The organism is Pseudomonas arvensis, from assembly GCF_056688935.1.
This window is the reverse complement of the sequence record NZ_CP162038.1, coordinates 5,236,562-5,261,744: the sequence shown is the minus strand read 5'-3', so window position 1 is coordinate 5,261,744 and position 25,183 is coordinate 5,236,562. Positions and strand designations below refer to the sequence as shown.

Sequence of the window (25,183 nt, the reverse complement as noted above, 5' to 3'; positions counted from 1 at the left end):
GCGATGGTAACGGATGCTTGGCAAGCTGCAAGCGCCTTCAGCTCAATTGCGCTTCGGCCAGGGTGAGTGTGCGCGGGATCCGCGTGGGATCCCAGTGCCGTATGCCCCAATCCAGCAGTTCCCGCGGGCTGGCGTGAAGCAGTTCGCTGCCGGGTTGCTGGCCGAGGGAGCGCAGCGCTCTTACTAGCAAGGGCGTGGCCTGGTCGGGCGTCAACGGCGGCGAGCGGTAGGATTTGCCCAGTTTGTTACCGTCCGGCTGGACGATCAACGGCACATGCAGGTAGCGCGGTTGGCGCAGGCCCAGCAGTTCTTGCAGATACAGTTGGCGCGGCGTGGAGTCGAGTAAATCGGCGCCCCGCACGATATCGGTAACACCTTGCCAGGCGTCATCCAGGACCACGGCCAGTTGGTAGGCATAGAGGCCGTCGCGGCGACGGATGACAAAGTCGCCCGCTTCGCGCCCCAGGTGTTGTCGGAATTCGCCCTGTACACGGTCAGTAAAGTGATATGAAAGCTCAGGAACACGTAAGCGGATGGCGGCATCTTGCTGCTCGTGGCCGGCGTTGCGGCACAGGCCAGGGTAGATCCCGTTGTAGGGTTCCAGTTGTTTGCGCGAGCAGGTGCAGGCGTAGGCAAGGCCGTGGTTGAACATGTCGTTCAGCACTTTGGCGTAGGCCTCATGCCGCTCGCTTTGTCGGACCAGTTCACCGTCCCATTCAAAACCATAGCTTTCCAGGGCATGCAGGATCGCCGCCTGGGCACCGGGTTCTTCGCGGGGTGGGTCGAGGTCCTCCATGCGCATCAGCCAGCGGCCTTGGTTGGCGCGGGCATCAAGATAGGAGGCGAGGGCGGCGACCAGGGAGCCAAAGTGTAAATGGCCGCTGGGCGTGGGGGCGAAACGCCCGATATAGGTAGAGGCTTTCATGGGCCGGATACTACTGGAAATTCGGTAAACGCCAGAAACAAAAATGGGGCGTTCGCACGCCCCACCCGTTCAGACCGGCTGAATTATTTGCCGACCTGTTTTTCCTTGATCTCTGCCAGGTTCTTGCAGTCCACGCACATATCAGCGGTAGGACGGGCTTCGAGTCGGCGGATACCGATTTCGATGCCGCAGGAATCACACCAGCCGTATTCTTCGTCCTTGATCAGCTGCAGCGTCTTGTCGATCTTCTTGATCAGCTTGCGCTCGCGATCACGGGCGCGCAGTTCGAGGGCGAACTCTTCTTCCTGGCTGGCACGGTCGGCCGGGTCAGGGAAATTGGCTGCTTCGTCCTTCATGTGGTCAACGGTACGGTCGACCTCCTGCATCAAGTCCTGTTTCCACTTGTTCAGGATCTTGGTGAAGTGCTCGCGCATGGGCTCGCCCATGTACTCCTCGCCCTTTTTTTCTACATAGGGTTCGAAGCCGCCGAGGCCTTGAGTCTGCTGTTGCTTTGCTTGGGTGGACATGACTAGACCGCCTCTCACTCTTCTAATCCATTGCGCAGGATTGCAACGTCACCGACACCTGCCGGCCCTGCGGCTGCAAGCGGGCGAACTTACCAGATAGATTCGGGGTGCGCCACTCCCGGTTGTCGAGCCTGTCGCGTCGGGGTTGCAAACTGTAGCGGCCCGTCGTGACTGGGTATGTTTTGGCTCGAATGTTGATTTTAGTCGTTTTGTGCGCGCTTGCTGTGGCCGCTTGGGTGGCCAGGCAGGCAATAGAACATGTTTTACCGCGCGGGTTCGGTAGAATCCTGATTTTGTCCTCACCGTTAAGGAAGGCTAATGGCCCAGCCCTACAGTGCGCGCAGTCGCGCCATCGAACCTTTTCATGTCATGGCGTTGCTGGCGCGGGCCAATGAGCTGCAGGCCGCCGGCCACGATGTCATCCATCTGGAGATTGGCGAGCCGGATTTCACCACGGCGGAACCGATCATCCAGGCCGGTCAGGCGGCGCTCGCCAATGGCAAGACGCGCTACACCGCAGCCCGTGGCCTGCCGCAATTGCGTGAAGCCATCAGCGGTTTCTACCAGCAGCGGTACGGCTTGAGTGTAGATCCCGAGCGTATTCTGATCACTCCCGGAGGCTCCGGCGCGTTGTTGCTGGCCAGCAGCCTGCTGGTGGATCCGGGCAAGCATTGGTTGTTGGCAGATCCGGGCTACCCGTGTAACCGGCATTTCCTGCGACTGGTTGAGGGCGCCGCGCAACTAGTGCCGGTAGGGCCTGAAGTGCGCTATCAACTGACCGCCGACCTGGTGGCCAAACATTGGGATCAGGACAGCGTAGGTGCATTGGTTGCCTCCCCGGCGAATCCCACCGGCACGATCCTCACTCGCGAAGAGTTGGCCGGGCTTTCCGGCGCAATCAAGGCGCGCGACGGCCATCTGGTAGTCGATGAGATCTATCACGGCCTTACCTACGGCACCGACGCGGCCAGCGTGCTGGAAGTCGACGACGACGCCTTCGTGCTGAATAGTTTTTCGAAGTATTTCGGGATGACCGGCTGGCGCCTGGGTTGGCTGGTGGCCCCGCCCGCTGCGGTGAGTGAGTTGGAGAAGTTGGCGCAAAACCTTTATATCAGCGCGCCAAGCATGGCCCAGTATGCGGCGCTGGCGTGCTTTACCCCGCAAACCTTGAGCATCCTCGAAGAGCGCCGCGCCGAATTCGGCCGTCGCCGCGACTTCTTGCTGCCCGCCCTGCGCGAGTTGGGTTTTGGCATCGCCGTCGAGCCGGAGGGGGCGTTCTATTTGTACGCCGATATCAGTGCGTTCGGCGGGGATGCCTTCGCGTTTTGCCGGCATTTTCTCGAAACCGAGCATGTCGCATTCACACCGGGTCTGGATTTTGGTCGTTATCAAGCCGGCCATCATGTGCGTTTTGCCTACACGCAAAATCTTGATCGACTACAGGAGGCGGTGGAGCGCATCGCCCGTGGCTTGCGGAGCTGGCAAGGCTGATGCGTTTTCATCCTCCCCTCGAAGAAGGCCGATTGATTCGCCGCTACAAGCGTTTTCTCACCGATATCGAGACCGTTACCGGCGAGTTGTTGACCATTCACTGCCCGAACACCGGTTCGATGCTCAATTGCATGGTTGAAGGTGGCCAGGTCTGGTTCAGCCGTTCCACCGACCCCAAGCGTAAGCTGCCCGGCACTTGGGAAATCGCCGAAACGCCCCAGGGCCGCCTGGCGTGCGTTAACACGGCGCGCGCCAATCAGTTGGTCGAGGAGGCGTTACGCGCTGGCGTGATCACGGAGCTCAATGGCTTTACCGCACTCAAGCGCGAAGTGCCTTACGGGCAGGAGAAAAGCCGTATCGACTTTCGCCTGGAGTACCCCGATGGCGCCGCCTACGTCGAAGTCAAAAGTGTCACCCTGGGTTTCGATGACACCCGTGTTGCTGCTTTCCCTGACGCGGTGACCCAGCGTGGCGCCAAACATCTGCGGGAGTTGGCCTACCTGGCGCGTGAAGGTGTGCGAGCGGTGCAGTTGTATTGCGTCAACCTCTCGGGAATTGACGCCGTGCGCCCAGCCCTGGAAATCGATGCCGCCTATGGTGCTGCCTTGCGCGAAGCTAAAGCGGCCGGAGTGGAAGTATTGGCATATGGCGTGCGCGTGACGGCCGAGGAGGTATGCGTGGATCGCCGGTTGGACGTGCTGCTCGACTAGAGGTCCACCCACAGGCCCTGTTCGTCTTCGCGACCGCGCAGGGCTTCGAGGCTTTTACCGGCGCAGGGGCCGGCAATGCACTCACCGCTCTCGATCAGGAACAGGGCGCCGTGGGTGGCGCATTGGATCAGGCTGGCACTGTCATCGAGGAACTGGTCGGGCCGCCATTCGAGCGGGATGCCGCGATGGGGGCAGCGGTTGATATAGAAGTAGGCAATGCCGTCCCGGCGTACGGCCAACAATTTGCAACCATCGATTTCAAAACCGAGGCTGCTGTCTGGCGCGAGGGTCTTGGAGGGGCAGAGAAACTTCATTTCAATCCTTAAGTGCCTTGACGTTCAAATGCAAACAATTATCAAATGCCGGCTTCGCCCATTAGCTGACTGGGTGCTCAGTTCGATGCCCGGCAGGGATTACCTGTCACATCAACGAGTGCTCGAAAGGCCCTGCCCTCGGAAGGAAACCCTGTTATGCGCCTGAGTACCAGCGCTATTGCGCTTGTTGTCGGACTGCTGGTCAACCCTGGGGCGCACGCCTCGGAACAGCCACAACGCTGGGTGAGTGCCGGTGGGGCGCTGTCGGAATGGGTGACGGCTCTGGGCGGTGAACCGAAGTTGGTTGGCGTGGATACCACCAGCCAGCATCCTGAGTCGCTCAAGTCGTTGCCCAGTATTGGCTATCAGCGGCAATTGTCGGCCGAGGGCATTCTCAGCCTGCGCCCTCAAGTGCTGGTGGGCACAGAAGAGATGGGGCCGCCGCCGGTACTTGCGCAGATTCGCAGCGCGGGCGTCCAGGTTGAAATGTTTTCGGCGCAGCCGGATCTGGCGACTTTGAAAGGCAACCTTCAGCACCTGGGCAAATTGCTGGGCGATGAGGCCAAGGCCAACGAATTATTTACCGGGTATGAGCAGGCGCTTGATCAGCAGAAAAGCTCGCTCGCCAAGGCCCAGGCCTCGCAAAAGGCCCCTGGCGTTTTGCTGTTGGTTGGTCACGCCGGCGGCAAGCCGCTGATTGCCGGCAAGGGCACGGCCGGTGATTGGATGGTGCAGCAGGCGGGCGGGCACAACCTGGCCACCCATACGGGTTACAAACCGTTTTCGGTGGAGTCGCTGGCAGGGCTGAGCCCGGATGTACTGGTGTTCGCTGATCGTGCCCTCACGGGGGATGCAGCCCGTGCGGCCCTCTTCAAAGAAAATCCGATCCTCGCTTCGACGCCGGCGGCCAAGAGCGGGCGGGTGTTTGAGCTGGACCCAACACTGCTGGTGGGCGGGCTCGGGCCGCGTCTGCCGCAAAGCCTGGCGAAGTTGTCCGCCGGGTTTTATCCGTCCCAGGCTAAACCGGCCCCATGACCGCACTGGTCAAGCCCAAAACCCTGTTTATCGGGCTGACGCTGTTGTGCGTATTGGCGATCTGGCTCTCTTTGGCGCTGGGGCCGGTGAGTCTGCCATTGCTGGATACGCTCAAGGCGGCCTTGCGTTTGGTGGGCGTGCCGATTGAGGCGCAGGGGCTGGAGCAGGCCGAGCTTATCCTGGGGCAGATTCGGTTGCCGCGTACCTTGCTGGGCTTGGCGGTGGGTGGCGTGTTGGCATTGTCGGGCGTGGCCATGCAAGGGTTGTTTCGCAACCCGCTGGCCGATCCTGGGTTGGTGGGGGTGTCCAGTGGTGCGGCGCTCGGAGCGGCCGTCGCCATCGTCGGAGGTTCGTTTTTTGGTGGCTTGCCGGATGCGTTCGGGCCGTACCTGCTGTCGCTGTGTGCATTCCTTGGTGGGTTGGGAGTGACTGCGCTGGTCTATCGACTGGGGCGGCGCAACGGCCAGACGAATGTGGCGACGATGCTGCTCGCCGGCATTGCTCTCACTGCGCTGGCTGGCTCGGCTGTGGGCCTGTTCACTTATTTGGCGGACGACGCAACGTTGCGCACGCTGGCGTTCTGGAACCTGGGCAGCCTCAACGGTGCGAGCTATTCGCGGCTGTGGCCGTTGTTGCTGGTGAGTGCGGGGGTGGCGCTGTGGTTGCCGCGCCGGGCCAAGGCGTTGAATGCGCTGCTGCTGGGTGAGTCTGAGGCCAGCCACTTGGGTATCGATGTTGAAGCGCTCAAACGCGAGTTGGTGTTCTGTACCGCATTGGGTGTCGGTGCTGCGGTGGCTGCAGCGGGCATGATTGGTTTTGTGGGGCTGGTGGTGCCGCATCTGGTCAGATTGCTGGCAGGGCCTGATCACCGCGTGTTACTGCCGGCTTCAATCTTGGCGGGCGCGAGTCTGCTGCTGTTTGCCGACTTGGTTGCACGGCTGGCCTTGGCGCCAGCAGAGTTGCCGATTGGCATAGTGACTGCGTTCATTGGTGCGCCATTTTTTCTTTACCTGTTGCTGCGGGGGCGTGCCTGATGCTGCGTGTTGAAGACCTGCAGGTCCGCCGCGGTCGCAAAACCGTGCTGGCGGATGTCACTCTGGACCTGCTGCCAGGCGAAGTGCTTGGCGTGCTGGGTCCCAATGGCGCCGGCAAGAGTACTTTGCTGGGGGCATTGTGCGGTGAGTTACACCCCGATCAAGGCAGGGTGTGGCTGGGCCAGCAGGCGTTGAAAGACTGGACCGGGTCGCAGCGCGCCCAGCGTCTGGCGGTGTTGCCACAAAGCTCGACCCTGGATTTCGCCTTTCGCGTCGAAGAGGTTGTCGGCATGGGCCGTCTCCCCCACCAGACTGGACGTGTGCGCGATGACGAAATCATCAACGCAGCCTTGCAGGCCGCGGACGTCGCACACTTGAGTGGCCGCAGTTACCTGGCATTGTCCGGTGGCGAGCGCCAGCGCGTGCACCTGGCCCGGGTGCTGGCGCAGCTATGGCCGGGTGAAGCGGGGCAGACGTTGCTGCTGGATGAGCCGACGTCGATGCTTGATCCCCTGCATCAGCACACGACATTGCAGGCCATCCGTACCTTTGCCGATCGGGGCGCGGCCGTGCTGGTGATCCTCCACGACCTGAACCTGGCGGCGCGTTACTGTGATCGTATTCTGCTGCTGGAGGAGGGGCGCCCCCACGCTTTGGACACGCCGGTGAAGGTGCTGCGGCCTGAGCCGCTCAAGGCTGTATTTGGTCTGGATGTGTTGGTACAGCCACACCCGGAGCGTGGGCATCCGCTGATCATTGCGCGCTGAAGTCTGCTTTCTTGCAGGCAAAAAAAGACCCGGCAAGAGCCGGGTCAAATAACCGTGATTAGCCTGATGAGGAGATAATCTGAGAGTCCGAACCAATGGTCTTTCAGTTATCGGCTGATCTCGCGATCAGTTGTGATAATCATAACGATTCTCATTTGAGAGTCAATACTAGTTTTTGGTCGATCTTCCGTTTTTCTCAAACGTTCGTTCGAAACCTCCGTAAACATTGGGTCTTCTGGTCGATCTAATTCTTTTGCCGCGTTGAAATGGCATCCAGTTGGCGGTTCAACGCTTCCTTGCGCTCAACGGGAATATCGTTCCAATGCACGTCCATCAGCGCCCCCTCGATCGCATACAGCAAAACCTTCGATGCGCGGAACCCACGAGTTCTTACTGCGCGATACGCATCGACTGCGCCCAGGCGCCGCAAGTCGGACGCGCTGTGGATGCCCACCGCATGCAGCCACTGCGCTGACGTCTTGCCAAGGTTTTTCAGGTGTTGCAGCTCATCGTTCATCAAGCCTCCTTGCGACGGCCGAAGGGTGCGGTGGGTATTCGTGACCAGGCAAGCCTGAACAGGAGTGTAGCGTTCAGTAGGAAAAGCGTGGTTCTTTGGTCCGAAACGGCCCAAACGCTTATAAGAATGGCGCGGGGATTTTGACAGCGGGCAGGCATGAGCAGCCCGCTACGCGTTGCGCGTAGTCGGGCTTGGGGCGCGTGTTACTTAGTGCGGTAGCGCAGGCGCGTGCCGAAATTGACCGACATGAGGATCTCGTCAGCGGTCAATTCAGGTGGGAAGTAGGTGCCCGAAATCTGCGCATGGGCCAGGCTGGCGCCTTCCAGCGAGCAGTCGCGTAAATCCAGGCCGCGCAAGTCGGCGGAGCGGAAGTATGCGTCGGTAAAGTCGACGCCGCTGGCGTTCAATTCACGCAAGTCCAGCCCACGGAAGTCACCACCGCGCATGTCGATAGCGCCGTCTTTCGGACGCTCCTGGTTGAAGCCGCGAATATCGTCTTTATGCAGGAGCGAGTAGAGCGGGGTATCAAGAAGCTTGGGCTGAGTCATGACGGCGAACTCCTGTTGGATTTATGACGCCATTATAGTGCCACTATTGCTCGGTCGTGCGCCCAAGTAGACGACACGACCAAGAAATTTTTCTTACAGGCCTGGCAAGCGCTGGCGAATTTGCGCGACCACCGCGTCGAGGGTCCCACTTTGATTGGTCTCCACGCGTTTGCTCAGCAACAGCTCTTCAGCTGTAAGTGGGTCACGGTTTGCCTGCTGGGCTTCGATAACGGCCAGGGTCGCGTCGGATGGGTCGTTTTTGTCTGTCTGACGTTGCGCCAGCCAGCTGCTGATAACGGCCTGGGGTGCGTTGCAATCCAGAATCAGGAAGGGCGCACCGGTAGCTTCGGCAACCTTGGCGGCGGTTTCACGTTGTTCGCGTTTCAGGAAGGTGGCATCCAGCACCACCGGGAAACCGGCGCGCAGCACGGTATCGGCGATGTCGTTCAAGCGAGCGTAGGTTTTGGCACTGGCATCGGACGCATAAATGCCGGCCTGTGGCGTGTTCTCCACGTGCTGCTCGCCGAACAGGCGCTTGCGCTCCACATCCGAGCGCACGCGTACGGCACCGAGCGCCTCTACCAGACGCATGGATACGTGGCTTTTGCCCACAGCGGAGACACCGTGGGTAATCGCCAGAAAACGTGACGGAATGGTGCTGTAGCTTTCTGCCAGGTTGGCGTAGTTGCGGTACTGGCGCAGTGTTGTGGCACGTTGTACCGGGCTTGCTTCGCTCGGCATGCTGAATAACGACACCTTGGCACGCACCAGGGCGCGATAGGCTTTATAGAAGTTCAGCACTTCAAGGCCCTGATAGTCGCCGGTCAGCTCCAGGTACTGGCTGATGAAGCGGCGGGCCAGGGACTTGAGGCCTCGGTCTTCCAGGTCCATGGCCAGGAAGCCGGTGTCGGCGTACACATCGGTGAAGCGAAACGGCTCGTTGAACTCGATGCAGTCGAAAATCACCACCTGGCCATCAATCAAGGTGGCATTACCGAGGTGGATGTCACCGTGGCACTCGCGGGTGAAGCCATCGAGCTTGCGCTGTGCCAGCAGCGGCTTGAGGCGGTCGAAACTGCTTTCGGCCCAGGCTTGCAGGGCTTCCAGTTGAATCAGGTCGGCCTTGTCGCTCAAAAACGGACGGATCTGGTCGAAGTTCTGCCGTACCGGTGCCATCACTTCGTCGGGAGTGCCGGCTGGGTGGGTTTGTGGCACTTTCGGCGCGGTGAGATGGAAGTGTGCGATCTGCTTGGCCATTTCATCGATGTGCGCGGCAGTCAATTCGCCATTGGCCTGCAGGGTGCTGAGCAGTTGGCTTTGCGGGAACTGGCGCATCTTCAGTGCATATTCGATCACCGGGCCGTCGCCGCCCAATTGGGGGGCTTCGGCGGTGCCGGTAATCGGCAGCACATCCAGATACAAATCGTCCGTCAGGCGCTGGTTCAGGCGCAGCTCTTCATTGCAGAAGTGCCCGCGCTTTTCCAGGTCGGTGAAGTCCAGAAAGCCGAAGTTCATCGGTTTCTTCAATTTGTAAGCGAAAGGGCCGGTCAATACGACCCACGAAATATGGGTCTCGATGACTTGGAACGCTTCGACCGGATGAGGGTACAAAGCCGGGTTTTGCAGGGCGGCGATCAGTGACTGGCTCACGGGCGATCCTTCAGAGTCTGGGGGAAATCATGGCGCGCATTATGGCTGCTACGGACGGTCGTGCAAACCGCTGTCCGGCTCATGTTGATCATCAATAAAGTGCGTATAATCCGCCGCCATGACTCGATCCCGATCTCCCCGTTCCCGTAAAAAACCTCCTTCCCGCGGCCTGCGTCCGTGGCTTGGCTGGGCGCTCAAGCTCGGCCTTGTAGGCCTTGTGGTGCTCGCCGGCTTCGCGGTGTACCTCGACGCAGTGGTCCAGGAGAAGTTCTCCGGCAAGCGCTGGACCATCCCGGCCAAGGTGTATGCACGCCCGCTGGAACTGTTCAGCGGACAGAAGCTGAGCAAGGATGACTTCCTCACCGAACTTGACGCCCTCGGCTACCGCCGCGAACCCGTGAGCAATGGCCCGGGCGCGGCCGCCGTCAGCGGTAACACGGTCGACCTGAATACCCGTGGCTTCCAGTTCTATGAAGGCCTGGAAAAAGCCCAGCCGGTGCGCGTGCGCTTCTCCGGTGACTACGTGGCCGAGCTGTCCTCCCTCAACGGCTCGAAATTACCGGTGGTCCGCCTTGAACCGTTGATGATCGGCGGGATTTACCCGAAGAACCTTGAAGATCGCATCCTGATCAAGCTTGATCAGGTGCCGCCTTACCTGCTGGAAACCCTGGTTGCGGTAGAGGATCGCGACTTTTATAGCCACTGGGGTGTGTCGCCGAAGTCGATTGCCCGTGCGGTTTGGGTAAATACGTCCGGCGGCAGGATGACCCAGGGCGGCAGTACGCTGACCCAGCAGTTGGTGAAGAACTTCTACCTCACCAACGAGCGCAGTCTGACCCGTAAGCTCACCGAAGCGATGATGGCGATGCTGCTTGAGCTGCACTACAGCAAGCAGGAAATCCTTGAGGCGTACCTCAACGAAGTCTTCGTCGGCCAGGACGGCCAGCGCGCGGTGCACGGCTTCGGTCTGGCCAGCCAGTTCTTCTTCGGTCAGCCGCTGTCCGAGTTGAAGCTGCATCAAGTGGCGTTGTTGGTGGGTATGGTCAAAGGGCCTTCCTATTACAACCCGCGTCGTAATCCGGAGCGTGCGCTGGAGCGCCGTAACCTGGTGCTGGATGTGCTTGAACAGCAAGGCGTGGCCACGGCTGAACAAGTAGCCGCAGCGAAGAAAATGCCACTGGGTGTGACAACCCGCGGCAAGTTGGCGGACAGTTCATTCCCCGGCTTTATCGATCTGGTTAAACGCCAACTGCGTGAAGACTACCGCGACGAAGACTTGACCGAAGAAGGCCTGCGAATCTTCACCAGTTTTGATCCGATTCTGCAGATGAAGGCCGAAGCGTCTGTCAGCGACACTTTCAAGCGTCTGACGGGGCGTAAAGGTTCCGATGAAGTAGAAGCCGCCATGGTGGTCACGAACCCGGAAACCGGTGAAGTTCAAGCCATGATCGGCAGTCGTCAGGCGAGTTTTGCCGGATTCAATCGCGCGCTGGATGCTGTGCGGCCGATCGGTTCGCTGGTCAAGCCTGCGGTCTACCTTACCGCGTTGGAAAAACCGAGCAAGTACACCCTGACCAGTTGGCTGTCGGACGATCCGCTATCCGTCAAAGGCGGCGACGGCCAGGTGTGGACACCACAGAACTTCGATCGCCGCTCTCACGGCACGGTGTTCCTGTATCAGGGCTTGGCGCATTCCTACAACATCTCCACCTCTCGGCTTGGCCTGGAAGTGGGCGTGCCGAATGTGCTCAAGACGCTGGCGCGACTGGGTATAACCCGCGAATTTCCCGCGTTCCCATCGATCCTGCTGGGTGCTGGTGCCATGACGCCGATGGAAGTCGCGACCATGTACCAGACCCTCGCCAACGGTGGCTTCAACACCCCGATGCGCGGGATCCGCAGTGTGCTGACGGCCGAGGGCGAGCCGCTCAAGCGCTACCCGTTCCAGATCCAGCAGCGTTTCGATGCGGGCTCGATCTACTTGATCCAGAACGCCATGCAGCGTGTGATGCGTGAAGGTACCGGTAGCTCGGTCTACAAGGTGCTGCCGTCCAATCTGACGCTGGCGGGCAAGACCGGTACCAGTAACGATTCGCGCGACAGTTGGTTTGCAGGTTTCGGTCAGGATGTACTGGCCGTGGTGTGGTTGGGCCGTGACGACAATGGCAAGACGCCGTTTACCGGTGCTACCGGTGCGTTGCAGGTCTGGACCAGTTTTATGCGCAAGGCCGATCCGTTGCCATTGAACATGCCGCAGCCGGATAACATCGTGCAGGCCTGGATTGATCCACATACCGGCCAGGGCTCCGATGCCAATTGTCCGGGCGCAGTCCAGATGCCGTATATTCGCGGCAGCGAACCACCACCCGGTGCTGCGTGCGGTGGCGGTGCCCCTGCGGACGCGGAATCGGTGATGGATTGGGTCAAGGGCTGGATGAATTAAGCAAAGAGGGTTTCAAGTGAACAAGTGGTTGATTCCAGCTATTCCAATATTGGCTTTGCTCAGCGGTTGCTCCAGCGTGCAGCGCGGCTCCATCCCCGTGGTGGATTCGAGCACAGCCGTCTCCAATAACGACCGGATCTCGGCCAATGGCGGTTTCCGCCAGACCGTGACCAATCGTCCGGCTCAGGCCAAGCCTCAGGCCGTGCCGCAGGATTCGGGCGTGGTGGTGATGGTGCCGGGCGGCGGCGCGGCTACGTCGGCCCCGATCAGCGCTGAGCCATGGACGCCTGGTCCAAGCACCTCTGGGCCGATCGACTCCACGCCGATTCAGGCTGCGCCGATCAACCAGGGCACCTACAACATGCCGTCGACGCCAAGTGGCATTCCATCCTCCTCCAACTCGGGCGGCTTGTCGGCTGACGAACAGTTGGATGGCCCAGTGTTGGCCTTGCTGACGACGGCTCAGCAACAACAGGCCGGTGGCGACCTGAACGGTGCGTCATCGAGTCTTGAGCGTGCGCAACGCGTTGCACCGCGTGAACCACAAGTGCTGTATCGCCTGGCGCAGGTGCGCATGGCCCAGGGCGATGCGCCGCAAGCCGAGCAGTTCGCCCGCCGTGGCCTCACGATGGCCAGCGGTCGTCCTGATCTGCAAGCCAGCCTGTGGGCGTTGATCGGAGATGCGCGTGCCGCACAAGGTGATGCCGCGGGTGCCGCCCAGGCCCGTCAAAAAGCTAAGGTCAGCCTCTGATGGATGTACGGTTTCCTGCGATTGCCGAGCAGTTATTGCTGATCGAGCGCGAATTGCGCATTCAGGGCTGGTGGGATGAGGTCTCCCCCGGCGTCGAGGCGCTTAGCAGCGTTGAGCCGTTTTCGGTGGATACCCTGGACTTTCACCAGTGGCTGCAATGGATCTTCCTGGCGCGCATGAAGCAGATCCTCGAACAGGACCTGCCGTTGCCCAGCGCATCGGGGATCCTGGAAATGGCCGAGATGGTCTATGCCGATAGGCCGCGAGAAAGCGTTGGCTTGCGTAATGCGCTGAAAAAGTTCGATCAATTGATCGTCGACGCTCGTTAATTGCCTGACTGCCGGGTTTTCCGGCAGTCTTGCGCACATTTCTACCGCTTGACGACATTCAGGCGAGTTTTATCCCTCCTCAAAGCCCTTTCTTCTGCGTTCTCATGCGCTTAGTTGGAAAAAAGCGCAATTATTGCTTGACTTGAACGGCCTGAAACAGAAGAATCCAAAGTCCGCTGTATCGGGACTGCCAGAAGCAGGCCCGCTCAGCAGATCATGAGGCGCACATCCGCGCCGACCTGTTACACCCGCAACGCGTTACCTCGCGCTGGGTGGGAAAAGCCCGCAACACTTGGGACGATCCCAATACTTGCTCAGTCAGTGCTGACGTAGTCGGCGACCACCGTCGCTCATGCTCTGTTGAGAAGTAAACCTATTAAGACCCGTCGGTTTTCAACGGACGGTATTCTGGCGTTTTAGAGGTGAACAACGTGGAGCTTTTATCTGGCGGTGAGATGCTCGTCCGCTTTTTGCGTGACGAAGGCGTCGACTATATCTACGGGTACCCAGGTGGTGCTCTGCTGCATGTTTACGACGCACTGTTCAAGGAACCTGCTGTTACCCACATCCTGGTTCGCCACGAACAGGCCGCGACCCATATGGCTGACGGTTATGCCCGTGCCACCGGTAAAGCCGGCGTGGTACTGGTAACGTCCGGCCCAGGCGCAACGAATGCCATTACTGGCATTGCGACTGCCTATATGGACTCCATCCCGATGGTGATCATCTCTGGCCAGGTGCCTAGCACCATGGTCGGCACCGACGCGTTCCAGGAAACCGACATGATCGGTATCTCCCGGCCGATCGTGAAACACAGCTTCATGATCAAGCACGCCTCGGAAATTCCGGAAGTCATGAAAAAGGCCTTCTACCTCGCGCAGTCCGGTCGCCCGGGGCCTGTCGTGGTCGATATCCCGAAAGACATGACCAACCCGGCTGAAAAATTCGAATACGTCTTCCCGAAAAAAGCCAAGCTGCGCTCCTACAGCCCGGCCGTTCGTGGGCACTCGGGGCAAATCCGCAAGGCGGCAGAAATGCTCCTGGCGGCCAAGCGCCCTGTGCTGTACTCGGGTGGCGGCGTGATCCTGGGTGGCGGTTCCGCACCGTTGACCGAATTGGCCAAGCTGCTCAACCTGCCGGTCACCAATACCCTGATGGGCCTCGGCGCCTTCCCGGGTACGGACCGTCAGTTCGTCGGCATGCTCGGCATGCACGGCAGCTACACCGCCAACCTGGCCATGCACCATGCTGACGTGATTCTGGCTGTGGGTGCACGTTTTGATGACCGCGTGATCAACGGCGCGAGCAAGTTCTGCCCGAATGCCAAGATCATCCACATCGACATCGATCCGGCATCCATCTCCAAGACCATCAAGGCCGACGTGCCGATTGTGGGGCCTGTGGAAAGCGTATTGACCGAAATGGTCGCTGCGCTCAAGGACATCGGCGAGACGCCAAACAAAGACTCGGTTGCCAGTTGGTGGAAGCAGATCGATGAATGGCGTGGCGATCGCGGCCTGTTCCCTTATGACAAGGGCGACGGCAGCATCATCAAGCCACAAACCGTGATCGAAACCCTGTGCGAAGTGACCAAGGGCGACGCCTTTGTGACCTCCGACGTGGGTCAGCACCAGATGTTCGCGGCGCAGTACTACAAGTTCGACAAGCCTAACCGCTGGATCAACTCCGGCGGCTTGGGCACGATGGGCTTCGGTTTCCCGGCGGCCATGGGGGTGAAACTGAGCTTCCCGGACACCGACGTGGCGTGCGTCACCGGTGAAGGCAGCATTCAGATGAACATCCAGGAGCTGTCGACGTGCCTGCAGTACGGTCTTCCGGTGAAGATTGTCTGCTTGAACAACGGCGTACTGGGCATGGTTCGTCAGTGGCAGGACATGAGCTACGGTAGCCGTCACTCCCATTCCTACATGGAATCGTTGCCGGATTTCATCAAGTTGGTTGAAGCCTATGGCCATGTCGGCATTCGCATCACCGATCTGAAAGATCTCAAGCCGAAGATGGAAGAGGCGTTCGCCATGAAGGACCGTCTGGTGTTCATCGATATCAAGGTGGATACCAGCGAGCACGTCTATCCGATGCAGATCAAAGACGGCTCGATGCGCGACATGTGGCTGAACAAGACGGAGCGTACTTAATCATGCGGCACATTATCTCCCTGCTTCTGGAGAACGAACCCGGCGCTCTGTCTCGTGTTGTCGGCCTGTTTTCGCAACGCAACTACAACATCGAAAGCCTGACCGTGGCCCCGACGGAAGACCCGACACTGTCGCGCCTGACGTTGACTACCGTGGGCCACGATGAGGTGATCGAGCAGATCACCAAGAACCTCAACAAGCTGATCGAAGTGGTCAAGCTGGTCGACCTGTCGGAAAGTGCCCACATCGAGCGCGAGCTGATGCTGGTCAAGGTCAAGGCCACCGGTGCCCAACGTGCCGAGATCAAACGCACCACCGACATCTATCGCGGGCAGATCGTGGATGTAAGCGCCAGCGTTTATACCGTGCAACTGACCGGTACAAGCGACAAGCTGGACAGCTTCATCCAGTCGATCGGGACGGCCTCGATTCTGGAAACGGTACGCAGTGGTGTCACCGGGATTGCCCGTGGCGACAAAGTACTCAGCATCTAACCCAAATTAGTGAATGGCCTTACGGCCTGGATATATAGAGGAACCTCATGAAAGTTTATTACGAAAAAGATTGTGACCTGTCGATCATCCAGGGCAAGAAAGTCGCCATCATCGGCTACGGCTCCCAGGGTCACGCGCAAGCTTGCAACCTGAAAGACTCTGGCGTTGACGTAACCGTTGGCTTGCGCAAAGGCTCGGCCACTGTTGCCAAGGCAGAAGCCCACGGCCTGAAAGTGACTGATGTTGCTTCCGCTGTTGCTGCTGCCGACCTGGTCATGATCTTGACCCCGGACGAGTTCCAGTCCGCGCTGTACAAGAACGAAATCGAACCGAACATCAAGAAGGGCGCCACCCTGGCCTTCTCCCACGGTTTCGCGATTCACTACAACCAGGTTGTGCCACGCGCTGACTTGGACGTGATCATGATCGCGCCGAAAGCACCGGGCCACACCGTGCGTTCCGAGTTCGTCAAAGGCGGCGGTATCCCTGACCTGATCGCGATCTACCAGGACGCGTCGGGCAATGCCAAGAACGTTGCACTTTCCTACGCTGCTGGCGTGGGTGGCGGTCGTACCGGCATCATCGAAACCACCTTCAAGGACGAGACCGAAACCGACCTGTTCGGCGAACAAGCCGTTCTGTGCGGCGGTACCGTTGAGCTGGTGAAAGCCGGTTTCGAAACCCTGGTTGAAGCTGGCTATGCGCCGGAAATGGCCTACTTCGAATGCCTGCACGAACTGAAGCTGATCGTTGACCTCATGTACGAAGGCGGTATCGCCAACATGAACTACTCGATCTCCAACAACGCTGAGTACGGCGAGTACGTGACAGGCCCGGAAGTTATCAACGCCGAGTCCCGTCAGGCTATGCGCAATGCCCTGAAACGTATTCAGGACGGCGAATACGCCAAAATGTTCATCACCGAAGGCGCTACCGGCTACCCTTCGATGACCGCCAAGCGTCGTAACAACGCCGCTCACGGTATCGAAGTCATCGGCGAGCAACTGCGCTCCATGATGCCGTGGATCGGTGCCAACAAGATCGTCGACAAAGCCAAAAACTAAGTCGTACGCATCAAGAGAAAACGCGGCTTAGGCCGCGTTTTTTCGTTTGGGGGCGGGTTCTGGTATAAAGCTGCATCGTTTGCGGGCGAACACTCGCCGCAAGTATTGGTTGAATTTTTTTCACACCGTTGCAAGGTAAAGTCCATGAGCGAACGTCCCGACGAGCCTAACCAGGCTCCTGACGCCGAAAGCCTGCTACCGATCGATGAGCATGTCGAAGAGGGGCATGACGCGGAAGGCCGTAAGGTCCGGCACCGTGGCATCTATCTGCTGCCCAATCTGTTTACCACGGCGAACCTGTTTGCCGGTTTCTATTCCATCATCAACTCCATGAGCGCCCAGAGTGCGCTGGCGGCAGGTGATGCCGCGAATGCCAGCAAGTACTTCGGTTTTGCGGCGATCGCCATTTTCGTGGCCATGGTGCTCGACGGTCTGGATGGTCGTGTTGCACGTATGACCAACACCCAAAGTGCCTTCGGTGCGGAGTACGACTCGCTGTCGGACATGGTCGCGTTTGGGGTGGCTCCGGCATTGTTGGCATTTGCCTGGGCGCTGGGTGACATGGGCAAGGTTGGCTGGATGGTGGCCTTCATCTATGTTGCGGGCGCCGCGTTGCGTCTGGCGCGTTTCAATACCCAGGTAGGTACTGCCGACAAGCGCTACTTCATCGGGCTGGCCAGTCCGGCAGCAGCGGGTGTCGTGGCGGGTATCGTCTGGGCATTCAGTGACTACGGCATCCAGGGTTCTAAGATGTCGTTCCTGGTGGCGTTGATGGTGGCAGCGGCCGGTATGCTGATGGTCAGCAACATCAAGTACAACAGCTTCAAGGAGCTTGACCTCAAGGGGCGCGTACCTTTTGTGGCGATCCTGGCCGTGGTGCTGGTATTTGCCGTGGTCTTCAGCGATCCGCCGCGGATTCTGCTGTTGGCCTTCCTGGCCTACGCTGCTTCCGGGCCGGTTCAGTACTTGCTGCATATGCGTCGGGACAAAACATTGCCTTAATGTAATTTCCCCCATACTCCGCAGTCTATTGGTGCATCAGTCCTCCAATGCTGCGGAGTTGCCATGTTAATCAAATTGCCTAAAGCGTCCGATTGCCACGAGTCGGACGTCACCCCTGAATCTTTCTACCTCTCTCGCCGCAGCTTGCTCGGTGGTGCGCTTGCCGGTATCGCCGCCAGTAGCTTGCCACGCTGGGCCAGTGCGGATGAGGCTGCGCGTTATGCCGATGTTGAGCCGGGGAAGGCGCCGGGCTGGTTTGCTGACAAGCTGCCAGGCACGAAATGGCAGGCGGTGACGGTTGCAGGTGAAGCTATCACCCCGTTCAAGGACGCAACCCACTACAACAACTTTTATGAGTTTGGCACTGACAAGGGCGATCCTGCGAAGAATGCGGGTTCGCTCAAGACCGAACCCTGGAGTGTTGTGATTGATGGTGAGGTTGCCAAGCCGGGGCGTTATGCCCTGGAAGACTTCATGAAGCCCTATCAGTTGGAAGAGCGGATCTACCGGCTGCGCTGTGTCGAGGCGTGGTCGATGGTCATACCGTGGATGGGCTTTCCGATCTCTGCCTTGCTCAAGCAAGTTGAGCCGACCTCCAAGGCTAAGTACATTCGTTTTGAAACCCTCCAGGACCCCAAGAGTATGCCTGGTCAGCGTTCGAGTTTTGGCTTGATCGACTGGCCTTATGTAGAGGGGTTGCGCCTGGATGAGGCGATGAACCCTTTGGCGATTCTTGCCGTTGGCATGTATGGGCGCGAGTTGCCCAATCAGAATGGTGCACCGTTACGTCTGGTCGTGCCTTGGAAGTACGGTTTCAAGAGTGTGAAGTCCATCGTGCGGATCAGCCTTGTGAGTGAGCAGCCGAAAACCACTTGGCAGAGCATTGCCGCGGACGAGTATGGGTTTTATGCGAATGTGAACCCTACCGTGGACCATCCACGTTGGACCCAGGCACGGGAGCGTCGTCTGCCAAGTGGTCTATTCAGTCCGAATGTGCGTGAGACGCAGATGTTCAATGGCTACTCGGAGGAGGTTGCTTCTTTATATGCTGGCCTCGATCTGCGGAAGAACTACTGATGCGTTATCCCGTCTGGCGTATCGGCGTTTTTATAGCGGCGGCAGTGTGGCCGTTGATATGGCTATATGAAGCGTGGAATTTTGCCTTGGGTCCAGATCCGGGAAAGGTGCTGGTTGATCGGCTGGGGTTGGGCACGTTGATCCTGCTGCTGATCACGCTGGGGATGACGCCGCTGCAAAAGTTGAGCGGCTGGGCGGGGTGGATAGCGGTGCGCCGGCAGCTTGGGTTGTGGTGCTTTGCTTATGTGGTGCTGCATCTGGCGGCCTATTGTGTATTTGTTCTGGGCCTTGATTGGTCGCAGCTTGGAGTTGAGCTACGTAAGCGGCCTTACATTATTGTGGGTACGTTGGGTTTCTTGTCATTGTTGATGTTGGCGGTGACGTCTAATCGCTATAGCCAGCGTCGACTGGGAAATCGTTGGAAGAAGCTGCATCGCTTGGTCTACGTGATTCTTGGGCTTGGGCTGCTGCATATGTTGTGGATCGTGCGGGCCGACCTGAAGGAGTGGGCAATCTATGCATCTATAGGTGCGCTGCTGCTGGCATTGCGTATACCTGCGGTAATGCGCCGAATCCCTAGGCTTATTACGAAAAAAGCACCTTCTGCAGAAAAAACGTAATTAACGCTTGACCGCAGATTTTGGAAGCCTATAATTCGCCCCACTTCCGGCGCAGTCGAAACGGAAAACTCCTTGGTAAACAATGAGTTACGCAGTTTTCGGCAGCAGGTTGCTTCAGTTCATCGAAGCCAAAAGGAAGTTGAAAAAGAGGTGTTGACAGCAGCGTGTAACGCTGTAGAATTCGCCTCCCGCTGATGAGAGATCTGAAGCGCAAGTGGTTGAAGTTGTTGAAGAAATCTTCGAAAGCTTCTGAAAATAATCACTTGACAGCAAATGAGGCTGCTGTAGAATGCGCGCCTCGGTTGAGACGAAAGATCTTAACCAACCGCTCTTTAACAACTGAATCAAGCAATTCGTGTGGGTGCTTGTGGAGTCAGACTGATAGTCAACAAGATTATCAGCATCACAAGTTACTCCGCGAGAAATCAAAGATGTAACCAACGATTGCTGAGCCAAGTTTAGGGTTTCTTAAAAACCCAAAGATGTTTGAACTGAAGAGTTTGATCATGGCTCAGATTGAACGCTGGCGGCAGGCCTAACACATGCAAGTCGAGCGGTAGAGAGAAGCTTGCTTCTCTTGAGAGCGGCGGACGGGTGAGTAATGCCTAGGAATCTGCCTGGTAGTGGGGGATAACGTTCGGAAACGGACGCTAATACCGCATACGTCCTACGGGAGAAAGCAGGGGACCTTCGGGCCTTGCGCTATCAGATGAGCCTAGGTCGGATTAGCTAGTTGGTGGGGTAATGGCTCACCAAGGCGACGATCCGTAACTGGTCTGAGAGGATGATCAGTCACACTGGAACTGAGACACGGTCCAGACTCCTACGGGAGGCAGCAGTGGGGAATATTGGACAATGGGCGAAAGCCTGATCCAGCCATGCCGCGTGTGTGAAGAAGGTCTTCGGATTGTAAAGCACTTTAAGTTGGGAGGAAGGGCAGTTACCTAATACGTGATTGTTTTGACGTTACCGACAGAATAAGCACCGGCTAACTCTGTGCCAGCAGCCGCGGTAATACAGAGGGTGCAAGCGTTAATCGGAATTACTGGGCGTAAAGCGCGCGTAGGTGGTTTGTTAAGTTGGATGTGAAATCCCCGGGCTCAACCTGGGAACTGCATTCAAAACTGACTGACTAGAGTATGGTAGAGGGTGGTGGAATTTCCTGTGTAGCGGTGAAATGCGTAGATATAGGAAGGAACACCAGTGGCGAAGGCGACCACCTGGACTGATACTGACACTGAGGTGCGAAAGCGTGGGGAGCAAACAGGATTAGATACCCTGGTAGTCCACGCCGTAAACGATGTCAACTAGCCGTTGGGAGCCTTGAGCTCTTAGTGGCGCAGCTAACGCATTAAGTTGACCGCCTGGGGAGTACGGCCGCAAGGTTAAAACTCAAATGAATTGACGGGGGCCCGCACAAGCGGTGGAGCATGTGGTTTAATTCGAAGCAACGCGAAGAACCTTACCAGGCCTTGACATCCAATGAACTTTCTAGAGATAGATTGGTGCCTTCGGGAACATTGAGACAGGTGCTGCATGGCTGTCGTCAGCTCGTGTCGTGAGATGTTGGGTTAAGTCCCGTAACGAGCGCAACCCTTGTCCTTAGTTACCAGCACGTAATGGTGGGCACTCTAAGGAGACTGCCGGTGACAAACCGGAGGAAGGTGGGGATGACGTCAAGTCATCATGGCCCTTACGGCCTGGGCTACACACGTGCTACAATGGTCGGTACAGAGGGTTGCCAAGCCGCGAGGTGGAGCTAATCCCATAAAACCGATCGTAGTCCGGATCGCAGTCTGCAACTCGACTGCGTGAAGTCGGAATCGCTAGTAATCGCGAATCAGAATGTCGCGGTGAATACGTTCCCGGGCCTTGTACACACCGCCCGTCACACCATGGGAGTGGGTTGCACCAGAAGTAGCTAGTCTAACCTTCGGGAGGACGGTTACCACGGTGTGATTCATGACTGGGGTGAAGTCGTAACAAGGTAGCCGTAGGGGAACCTGCGGCTGGATCACCTCCTTAATCGACGACATCAGCTGCTCCATAAGTTCCCACACGAATTGCTTGATTCATTGAAGAAGACGATAAAGAAGCAGCCCGAAATTGGGTCTGTAGCTCAGTTGGTTAGAGCGCACCCCTGATAAGGGTGAGGTCGGCAGTTCGAATCTGCCCAGACCCACCAATTTTGTGTGGGAAACGCCTGTAGAAATACGGGGCCATAGCTCAGCTGGGAGAGCGCCTGCCTTGCACGCAGGAGGTCAACGGTTCGATCCCGTTTGGCTCCACCACTACTGCTTCTGTTTGTTGAAAGCTTAGAAATGAGCATTCCATTGTGATGATGGTGAATGTTGATTTCTAGTCTTTGATTAGATCGTTCTTTAAAAATTTGGGTATGTGATAGAAAGATAGACTGAACGTTACTTTCACTGGTAACGGATCAGGCTAAGGTAAAATTTGTGAGTTCTCTTAATTGAGAAATTCGAATTTTCGGCGAATGTTGTCTTCACAGTATAACCAGATTGCTTGGGGTTATATGGTCAAGTGAAGAAGCGCATACGGTGGATGCCTTGGCAGTCAGAGGCGATGAAAGACGTGGTAGCCTGCGAAAAGCTTCGGGGAGTCGGCAAACAGACTTTGATCCGGAGATGTCTGAATGGGGGAACCCAGCCATCATAAGATGGTTATCTTACGCTGAATACATAGGCGTAAGAGGCGAACCAGGGGAACTGAAACATCTAAGTACCCTGAGGAAAAGAAATCAACCGAGATTCCCTTAGTAGTGGCGAGCGAACGGGGACTAGCCCTTAAGTGGCTTTGAGATTAGCGGAACGCTCTGGAAAGTGCGGCCATAGTGGGTGATAGCCCTGTACGCGAAAATCTCTTAGTCATGAAATCGAGTAGGACGGAGCACGAGAAACTTTGTCTGAATATGGGGGGACCATCCTCCAAGGCTAAATACTACTGACTGACCGATAGTGAACTAGTACCGTGAGGGAAAGGCGAAAAGAACCCCGGAGAGGGGAGTGAAATAGATCCTGAAACCGTATGCGTACAAGCAGTGGGAGCCCACTTTGTTGGGTGACTGCGTACCTTTTGTATAATGGGTCAGCGACTTATTTTCAGTGGCGAGCTTAACCGAATAGGGGAGGCGTAGCGAAAGCGAGTCTTAATAGGGCGTCTAGTCGCTGGGAATAGACCCGAAACCGGGCGATCTATCCATGGGCAGGTTGAAGGTTGGGTAACACTAACTGGAGGACCGAACCGACTACCGTTGAAAAGTTAGCGGATGACCTGTGGATCGGAGTGAAAGGCTAATCAAGCTCGGAGATAGCTGGTTCTCCTCGAAAGCTATTTAGGTAGCGCCTCATGTATCACTGTAGGGGGTAGAGCACTGTTTCGGCTAGGGGGTCATCCCGACTTACCAAACCGATGCAAACTCCGAATACCTACAAGTGCCGAGCATGGGAGACACACGGCGGGTGCTAACGTCCGTCGTGAAAAGGGAAACAACCCAGACCGTCAGCTAAGGTCCCAAAGTTATGGTTAAGTGGGAAACGATGTGGGAAGGCTTAGACAGCTAGGAGGTTGGCTTAGAAGCAGCCACCCTTTAAAGAAAGCGTAATAGCTCACTAGTCGAGTCGGCCTGCGCGGAAGATGTAACGGGGCTCAAACCATACACCGAAGCTACGGGTATCACGTAAGTGATGCGGTAGAGGAGCGTTCTGTAAGCCTGTGAAGGTGAGTTGAGAAGCTTGCTGGAGGTATCAGAAGTGCGAATGCTGACATGAGTAACGACAATGGGTGTGAAAAACACCCACGCCGAAAGACCAAGGTTTCCTGCGCAACGTTAATCGACGCAGGGTTAGTCGGTCCCTAAGGCGAGGCTGAAAAGCGTAGTCGATGGAAAACAGGTTAATATTCCTGTACTTCTGGTTATTGCGATGGAGGGACGGAGAAGGCTAGGCCAGCTTGGCGTTGGTTGTCCAAGTTTAAGGTGGTAGGCTGAGATCTTAGGTAAATCCGGGATCTTAAGGCCGAGAGCTGATGACGAGCTAACTTTTAGTTAGCGAAGTGGTTGATGCCATGCTTCCAAGAAAAGCTTCTAAGCTTCAGGTAACCAGGAACCGTACCCCAAACCGACACAGGTGGTTGGGTAGAGAATACCAAGGCGCTTGAGAGAACTCGGGTGAAGGAACTAGGCAAAATGGCACCGTAACTTCGGGAGAAGGTGCGCCGGTGAGGGTGAAGGACTTGCTCCGTAAGCTCATGCCGGTCGAAGATACCAGGCCGCTGCGACTGTTTATTAAAAACACAGCACTCTGCAAACACGAAAGTGGACGTATAGGGTGTGACGCCTGCCCGGTGCCGGAAGGTTAATTGATGGGGTTAGCTAACGCGAAGCTCTTGATCGAAGCCCCGGTAAACGGCGGCCGTAACTATAACGGTCCTAAGGTAGCGAAATTCCTTGTCGGGTAAGTTCCGACCTGCACGAATGGCGTAACGATGGCGGCGCTGTCTCCACCCGAGACTCAGTGAAATTGAAATCGCTGTGAAGATGCAGTGTATCCGCGGCTAGACGGAAAGACCCCGTGAACCTTTACTATAGCTTTGCACTGGACTTTGAATTTGCTTGTGTAGGATAGGTGGGAGGCTTTGAAGCGTGGACGCCAGTCTGCGTGGAGCCAACCTTGAAATACCACCCTGGCAACTTTGAGGTTCTAACTCAGGTCCGTTATCCGGATCGAGGACAGTGTATGGTGGGTAGTTTGACTGGGGCGGTCTCCTCCTAAAGAGTAACGGAGGAGTACGAAGGTGCGCTCAGACCGGTCGGAAATCGGTCGTAGAGTATAAAGGCAAAAGCGCGCTTGACTGCGAGACAGACACGTCGAGCAGGTACGAAAGTAGGTCTTAGTGATCCGGTGGTTCTGTATGGAAGGGCCATCGCTCAACGGATAAAAGGTACTCCGGGGATAACAGGCTGATACCGCCCAAGAGTTCATATCGACGGCGGTGTTTGGCACCTCGATGTCGGCTCATCACATCCTGGGGCTGAAGCCGGTCCCAAGGGTATGGCTGTTCGCCATTTAAAGTGGTACGCGAGCTGGGTTTAGAACGTCGTGAGACAGTTCGGTCCCTATCTGCCGTGGACGTTTGAGATTTGAGAGGGGCTGCTCCTAGTACGAGAGGACCGGAGTGGACGAACCTCTGGTGTTCCGGTTGTCACGCCAGTGGCATTGCCGGGTAGCTATGTTCGGAATAGATAACCGCTGAAAGCATCTAAGCGGGAAACTAGCCTCAAGATGAGATCTCACTGGAACCTTGAGTTCCCTGAAGGGCCGTCGAAGACTACGACGTTGATAGGTTGGGTGTGTAAGCGCTGTGAGGCGTTGAGCTAACCAATACTAATTGCCCGTGAGGCTTGACCATATAACACCCAAGCAATTTGCGTCGAAAGGCCAGATTGCGGTGTGTGAAGACGAGATGAACCGAAAGTTCGACGCTCACAAAACACCGAAAGCTATCACATACCCAATTTGCTGAAGCGAGGCCAACAGGTCACGAGTCAGTACCCGAATTTCTTGACGACCATAGAGCATTGGAACCACCTGATCCCATCCCGAACTCAGTAGTGAAACGATGCATCGCCGATGGTAGTGTGGGGTTTCCCCATGTGAGAGTAGGTCATCGTCAAGATTAAATTCCGAAACCCCATTTGCGAAAGCAGA

20 protein-coding genes, 2 tRNA genes and 3 rRNA genes are annotated in these 25,183 nt (G+C 57.3%); 19 read left to right on the top strand and 6 right to left on the bottom strand.

Annotation, left to right across the window (positions count from 1 at the left end; translation table 11 throughout):
• Nucleotides 1–37 precede the first annotated feature (37 nt).
• Together gluQRS and dksA are read right to left on the bottom strand one after the other, a co-directional pair.
• Nucleotides 38–925: a tRNA glutamyl-Q(34) synthetase GluQRS gene (gluQRS, locus tag AB3G88_RS23895; protein WP_480451932.1), complete on the bottom strand. Its 888-nt coding sequence runs from the start codon at nt 923–925 to the stop codon at nt 38–40.
• A gap of 83 nt (nt 926–1,008) precedes the next feature.
• A complete protein-coding gene (dksA, locus tag AB3G88_RS23890) occupies nt 1,009–1,452 on the bottom strand; it encodes an RNA polymerase-binding protein DksA (RefSeq protein WP_099584810.1) in 444 nt (147 codons plus the stop codon).
• Nucleotides 1,453–1,770: 318 nt separating this feature from the next.
• Between dksA and AB3G88_RS23885 the strand changes: the two genes are divergently transcribed.
• Nucleotides 1,771–2,943 (top strand): pyridoxal phosphate-dependent aminotransferase, encoded by a 1,173-nt coding sequence (locus tag AB3G88_RS23885; RefSeq protein ID WP_112196754.1) that lies wholly within the window; start codon nt 1,771–1,773, stop codon nt 2,941–2,943.
• Complete coding sequence (gene sfsA, locus AB3G88_RS23880; protein WP_099584812.1) at nt 2,943–3,653, top strand: DNA/RNA nuclease SfsA; 711 nt, start codon at nt 2,943–2,945, stop codon at nt 3,651–3,653. The genes AB3G88_RS23885 and sfsA overlap by 1 nt, the downstream gene beginning before the upstream one ends.
• Here the strand turns inward: sfsA and AB3G88_RS23875 are convergent.
• A complete protein-coding gene (locus tag AB3G88_RS23875) occupies nt 3,650–3,967 on the bottom strand; it encodes a Rieske (2Fe-2S) protein (protein WP_099584813.1) in 318 nt (105 codons plus the stop codon). The genes sfsA and AB3G88_RS23875 overlap by 4 nt on opposite strands.
• Before the next feature lie 156 nt (nt 3,968–4,123).
• Between AB3G88_RS23875 and AB3G88_RS23870 the strand changes: the two genes are divergently transcribed.
• From AB3G88_RS23870 to AB3G88_RS23860, 3 genes are read left to right on the top strand one after another with little or no spacing between them, the layout of a single operon-like run.
• Entirely contained in the window at nt 4,124–5,002 is an 879-nt protein-coding gene (locus tag AB3G88_RS23870) for a heme/hemin ABC transporter substrate-binding protein (RefSeq protein WP_112196752.1), read from the top strand.
• Nucleotides 4,999–6,036, top strand: a complete 1,038-nt coding sequence (locus AB3G88_RS23865) for a FecCD family ABC transporter permease (protein ID WP_099584815.1) — start codon at nt 4,999–5,001, stop codon at nt 6,034–6,036. The genes AB3G88_RS23870 and AB3G88_RS23865 overlap by 4 nt, the downstream gene beginning before the upstream one ends.
• The gene (locus AB3G88_RS23860) at nt 6,036–6,803 is read left to right on the top strand and encodes a heme ABC transporter ATP-binding protein (RefSeq protein ID WP_191947613.1); all 768 of its coding nucleotides are present in this window, start codon (nt 6,036–6,038) and stop codon (nt 6,801–6,803) included. Before AB3G88_RS23865 ends, AB3G88_RS23860 begins: the two co-directional genes overlap by 1 nt.
• A 244-nt stretch (nt 6,804–7,047) precedes the next feature.
• Here the strand turns inward: AB3G88_RS23860 and AB3G88_RS23855 are convergent, their stop codons facing one another.
• From AB3G88_RS23855 to AB3G88_RS23845, 3 genes are all read right to left on the bottom strand, one after another.
• Nucleotides 7,048–7,320: a TfoX/Sxy family protein gene (locus AB3G88_RS23855; RefSeq protein WP_032884753.1), complete on the bottom strand. Its 273-nt coding sequence runs from the start codon at nt 7,318–7,320 to the stop codon at nt 7,048–7,050.
• Nucleotides 7,321–7,523: 203 nt separating this feature from the next.
• Nucleotides 7,524–7,868, bottom strand: coding sequence for a pentapeptide repeat-containing protein (locus tag AB3G88_RS23850; protein ID WP_480451928.1), 345 nt, complete (start codon nt 7,866–7,868; stop codon nt 7,524–7,526).
• Nucleotides 7,869–7,961: 93 nt separating this feature from the next.
• Entirely contained in the window at nt 7,962–9,518 is a 1,557-nt protein-coding gene (locus tag AB3G88_RS23845; RefSeq protein WP_158877896.1) for a bifunctional aminoglycoside phosphotransferase/ATP-binding protein, read from the bottom strand.
• A gap of 118 nt (nt 9,519–9,636) precedes the next feature.
• Between AB3G88_RS23845 and mrcB the strand changes: the two genes are divergently transcribed.
• The 14 genes from mrcB (at nt 9,637) to rrf (ending at nt 25,151) form a co-directional block, all read left to right on the top strand.
• Complete coding sequence (gene mrcB, locus AB3G88_RS23840) at nt 9,637–11,961, top strand: penicillin-binding protein 1B (protein ID WP_099584819.1); 2,325 nt, start codon at nt 9,637–9,639, stop codon at nt 11,959–11,961.
• A gap of 16 nt (nt 11,962–11,977) precedes the next feature.
• Nucleotides 11,978–12,712 (top strand): tetratricopeptide repeat protein, encoded by a 735-nt coding sequence (locus AB3G88_RS23835; protein ID WP_480451925.1) that lies wholly within the window; start codon nt 11,978–11,980, stop codon nt 12,710–12,712.
• Nucleotides 12,712–13,041, top strand: coding sequence for a YqcC family protein (locus AB3G88_RS23830; RefSeq protein ID WP_112196750.1), 330 nt, complete (start codon nt 12,712–12,714; stop codon nt 13,039–13,041). The genes AB3G88_RS23835 and AB3G88_RS23830 overlap by 1 nt, the downstream gene beginning before the upstream one ends.
• A 431-nt stretch (nt 13,042–13,472) precedes the next feature.
• Nucleotides 13,473–15,197, top strand: coding sequence for an acetolactate synthase 3 large subunit (locus AB3G88_RS23825; protein WP_158877897.1), 1,725 nt, complete (start codon nt 13,473–13,475; stop codon nt 15,195–15,197).
• Nucleotides 15,198–15,199: 2 nt separating this feature from the next.
• Nucleotides 15,200–15,691, top strand: a complete 492-nt coding sequence (gene ilvN, locus AB3G88_RS23820) for an acetolactate synthase small subunit (protein ID WP_003176102.1) — start codon at nt 15,200–15,202, stop codon at nt 15,689–15,691.
• Between the two features lie 47 nt (nt 15,692–15,738).
• A complete protein-coding gene (gene ilvC / locus AB3G88_RS23815) occupies nt 15,739–16,755 on the top strand; it encodes a ketol-acid reductoisomerase (RefSeq protein WP_099584822.1) in 1,017 nt (338 codons plus the stop codon).
• A 144-nt stretch (nt 16,756–16,899) separates the two neighbouring features.
• Nucleotides 16,900–17,757 (top strand): CDP-diacylglycerol--serine O-phosphatidyltransferase, encoded by an 858-nt coding sequence (pssA, locus tag AB3G88_RS23810; protein ID WP_250925248.1) that lies wholly within the window; start codon nt 16,900–16,902, stop codon nt 17,755–17,757.
• A 63-nt stretch (nt 17,758–17,820) separates the two neighbouring features.
• Nucleotides 17,821–18,834 carry a protein-methionine-sulfoxide reductase catalytic subunit MsrP gene (gene msrP / locus AB3G88_RS23805; protein WP_099584824.1) on the top strand — a complete coding sequence of 338 codons (1,014 nt, stop codon included), beginning with the start codon at nt 17,821–17,823 and terminating at the stop codon, nt 18,832–18,834.
• Nucleotides 18,834–19,454 carry a protein-methionine-sulfoxide reductase heme-binding subunit MsrQ gene (msrQ, locus tag AB3G88_RS23800; protein WP_112196749.1) on the top strand — a complete coding sequence of 207 codons (621 nt, stop codon included), beginning with the start codon at nt 18,834–18,836 and terminating at the stop codon, nt 19,452–19,454. Before msrP ends, msrQ begins: the two co-directional genes overlap by 1 nt.
• Nucleotides 19,455–19,942: 488 nt before the next feature.
• Nucleotides 19,943–21,479: ribosomal RNA gene (locus AB3G88_RS23795) — 16S ribosomal RNA — on the top strand.
• A gap of 83 nt (nt 21,480–21,562) precedes the next feature.
• Nucleotides 21,563–21,639 (top strand) — tRNA-Ile (locus AB3G88_RS23790).
• Nucleotides 21,640–21,669: 30 nt separating this feature from the next.
• Nucleotides 21,670–21,745: transfer RNA gene (locus AB3G88_RS23785), tRNA-Ala, on the top strand.
• 247 nt (nt 21,746–21,992) lie between these two features.
• Nucleotides 21,993–24,884 (top strand): 23S ribosomal RNA (locus AB3G88_RS23780).
• A 151-nt stretch (nt 24,885–25,035) separates the two neighbouring features.
• Nucleotides 25,036–25,151 (top strand): 5S ribosomal RNA (rrf, locus tag AB3G88_RS23775).
• Together the 16S, 23S and 5S rRNA genes with 2 tRNA genes alongside form the textbook arrangement of a ribosomal RNA operon.
• Nucleotides 25,152–25,183 lie beyond the last annotated feature (32 nt).

Bases quoted from the DNA above. Each gene is read 5' to 3' on its own strand.
- AB3G88_RS23850 (WP_480451928.1), bottom strand. From the start codon at position 7,868: ATGACTCAGCCCAAGCTTCTTGATACCCCGCTCTACTCGCTCCTGCAT.
- AB3G88_RS23860 (WP_191947613.1), top strand. From the start codon at position 6,036: ATGCTGCGTGTTGAAGACCTGCAGGTCCGCCGCGGTCGCAAAACCGTG.
- msrQ (WP_112196749.1), top strand. From the start codon at position 18,834: ATGCGTTATCCCGTCTGGCGTATCGGCGTTTTTATAGCGGCGGCAGTG.
- AB3G88_RS23875 (WP_099584813.1), bottom strand. From the start codon at position 3,967: ATGAAGTTTCTCTGCCCCTCCAAGACCCTCGCGCCAGACAGCAGCCTC.
- AB3G88_RS23870 (WP_112196752.1), top strand. From the start codon at position 4,124: ATGCGCCTGAGTACCAGCGCTATTGCGCTTGTTGTCGGACTGCTGGTC.
- ilvN (WP_003176102.1), top strand. From the start codon at position 15,200: ATGCGGCACATTATCTCCCTGCTTCTGGAGAACGAACCCGGCGCTCTG.
- AB3G88_RS23885 (WP_112196754.1), top strand. From the start codon at position 1,771: ATGGCCCAGCCCTACAGTGCGCGCAGTCGCGCCATCGAACCTTTTCAT.
- AB3G88_RS23830 (WP_112196750.1), top strand. From the start codon at position 12,712: ATGGATGTACGGTTTCCTGCGATTGCCGAGCAGTTATTGCTGATCGAG.
- AB3G88_RS23865 (WP_099584815.1), top strand. From the start codon at position 4,999: ATGACCGCACTGGTCAAGCCCAAAACCCTGTTTATCGGGCTGACGCTG.
- pssA (WP_250925248.1), top strand. From the start codon at position 16,900: ATGAGCGAACGTCCCGACGAGCCTAACCAGGCTCCTGACGCCGAAAGC.
- dksA (WP_099584810.1), bottom strand. From the start codon at position 1,452: ATGTCCACCCAAGCAAAGCAACAGCAGACTCAAGGCCTCGGCGGCTTC.
- sfsA (WP_099584812.1), top strand. From the start codon at position 2,943: ATGCGTTTTCATCCTCCCCTCGAAGAAGGCCGATTGATTCGCCGCTAC.
- AB3G88_RS23855 (WP_032884753.1), bottom strand. From the start codon at position 7,320: ATGAACGATGAGCTGCAACACCTGAAAAACCTTGGCAAGACGTCAGCG.
- ilvC (WP_099584822.1), top strand. From the start codon at position 15,739: ATGAAAGTTTATTACGAAAAAGATTGTGACCTGTCGATCATCCAGGGC.
- gluQRS (WP_480451932.1), bottom strand. From the start codon at position 925: ATGAAAGCCTCTACCTATATCGGGCGTTTCGCCCCCACGCCCAGCGGC.
- mrcB (WP_099584819.1), top strand. From the start codon at position 9,637: ATGACTCGATCCCGATCTCCCCGTTCCCGTAAAAAACCTCCTTCCCGC.
- msrP (WP_099584824.1), top strand. From the start codon at position 17,821: ATGTTAATCAAATTGCCTAAAGCGTCCGATTGCCACGAGTCGGACGTC.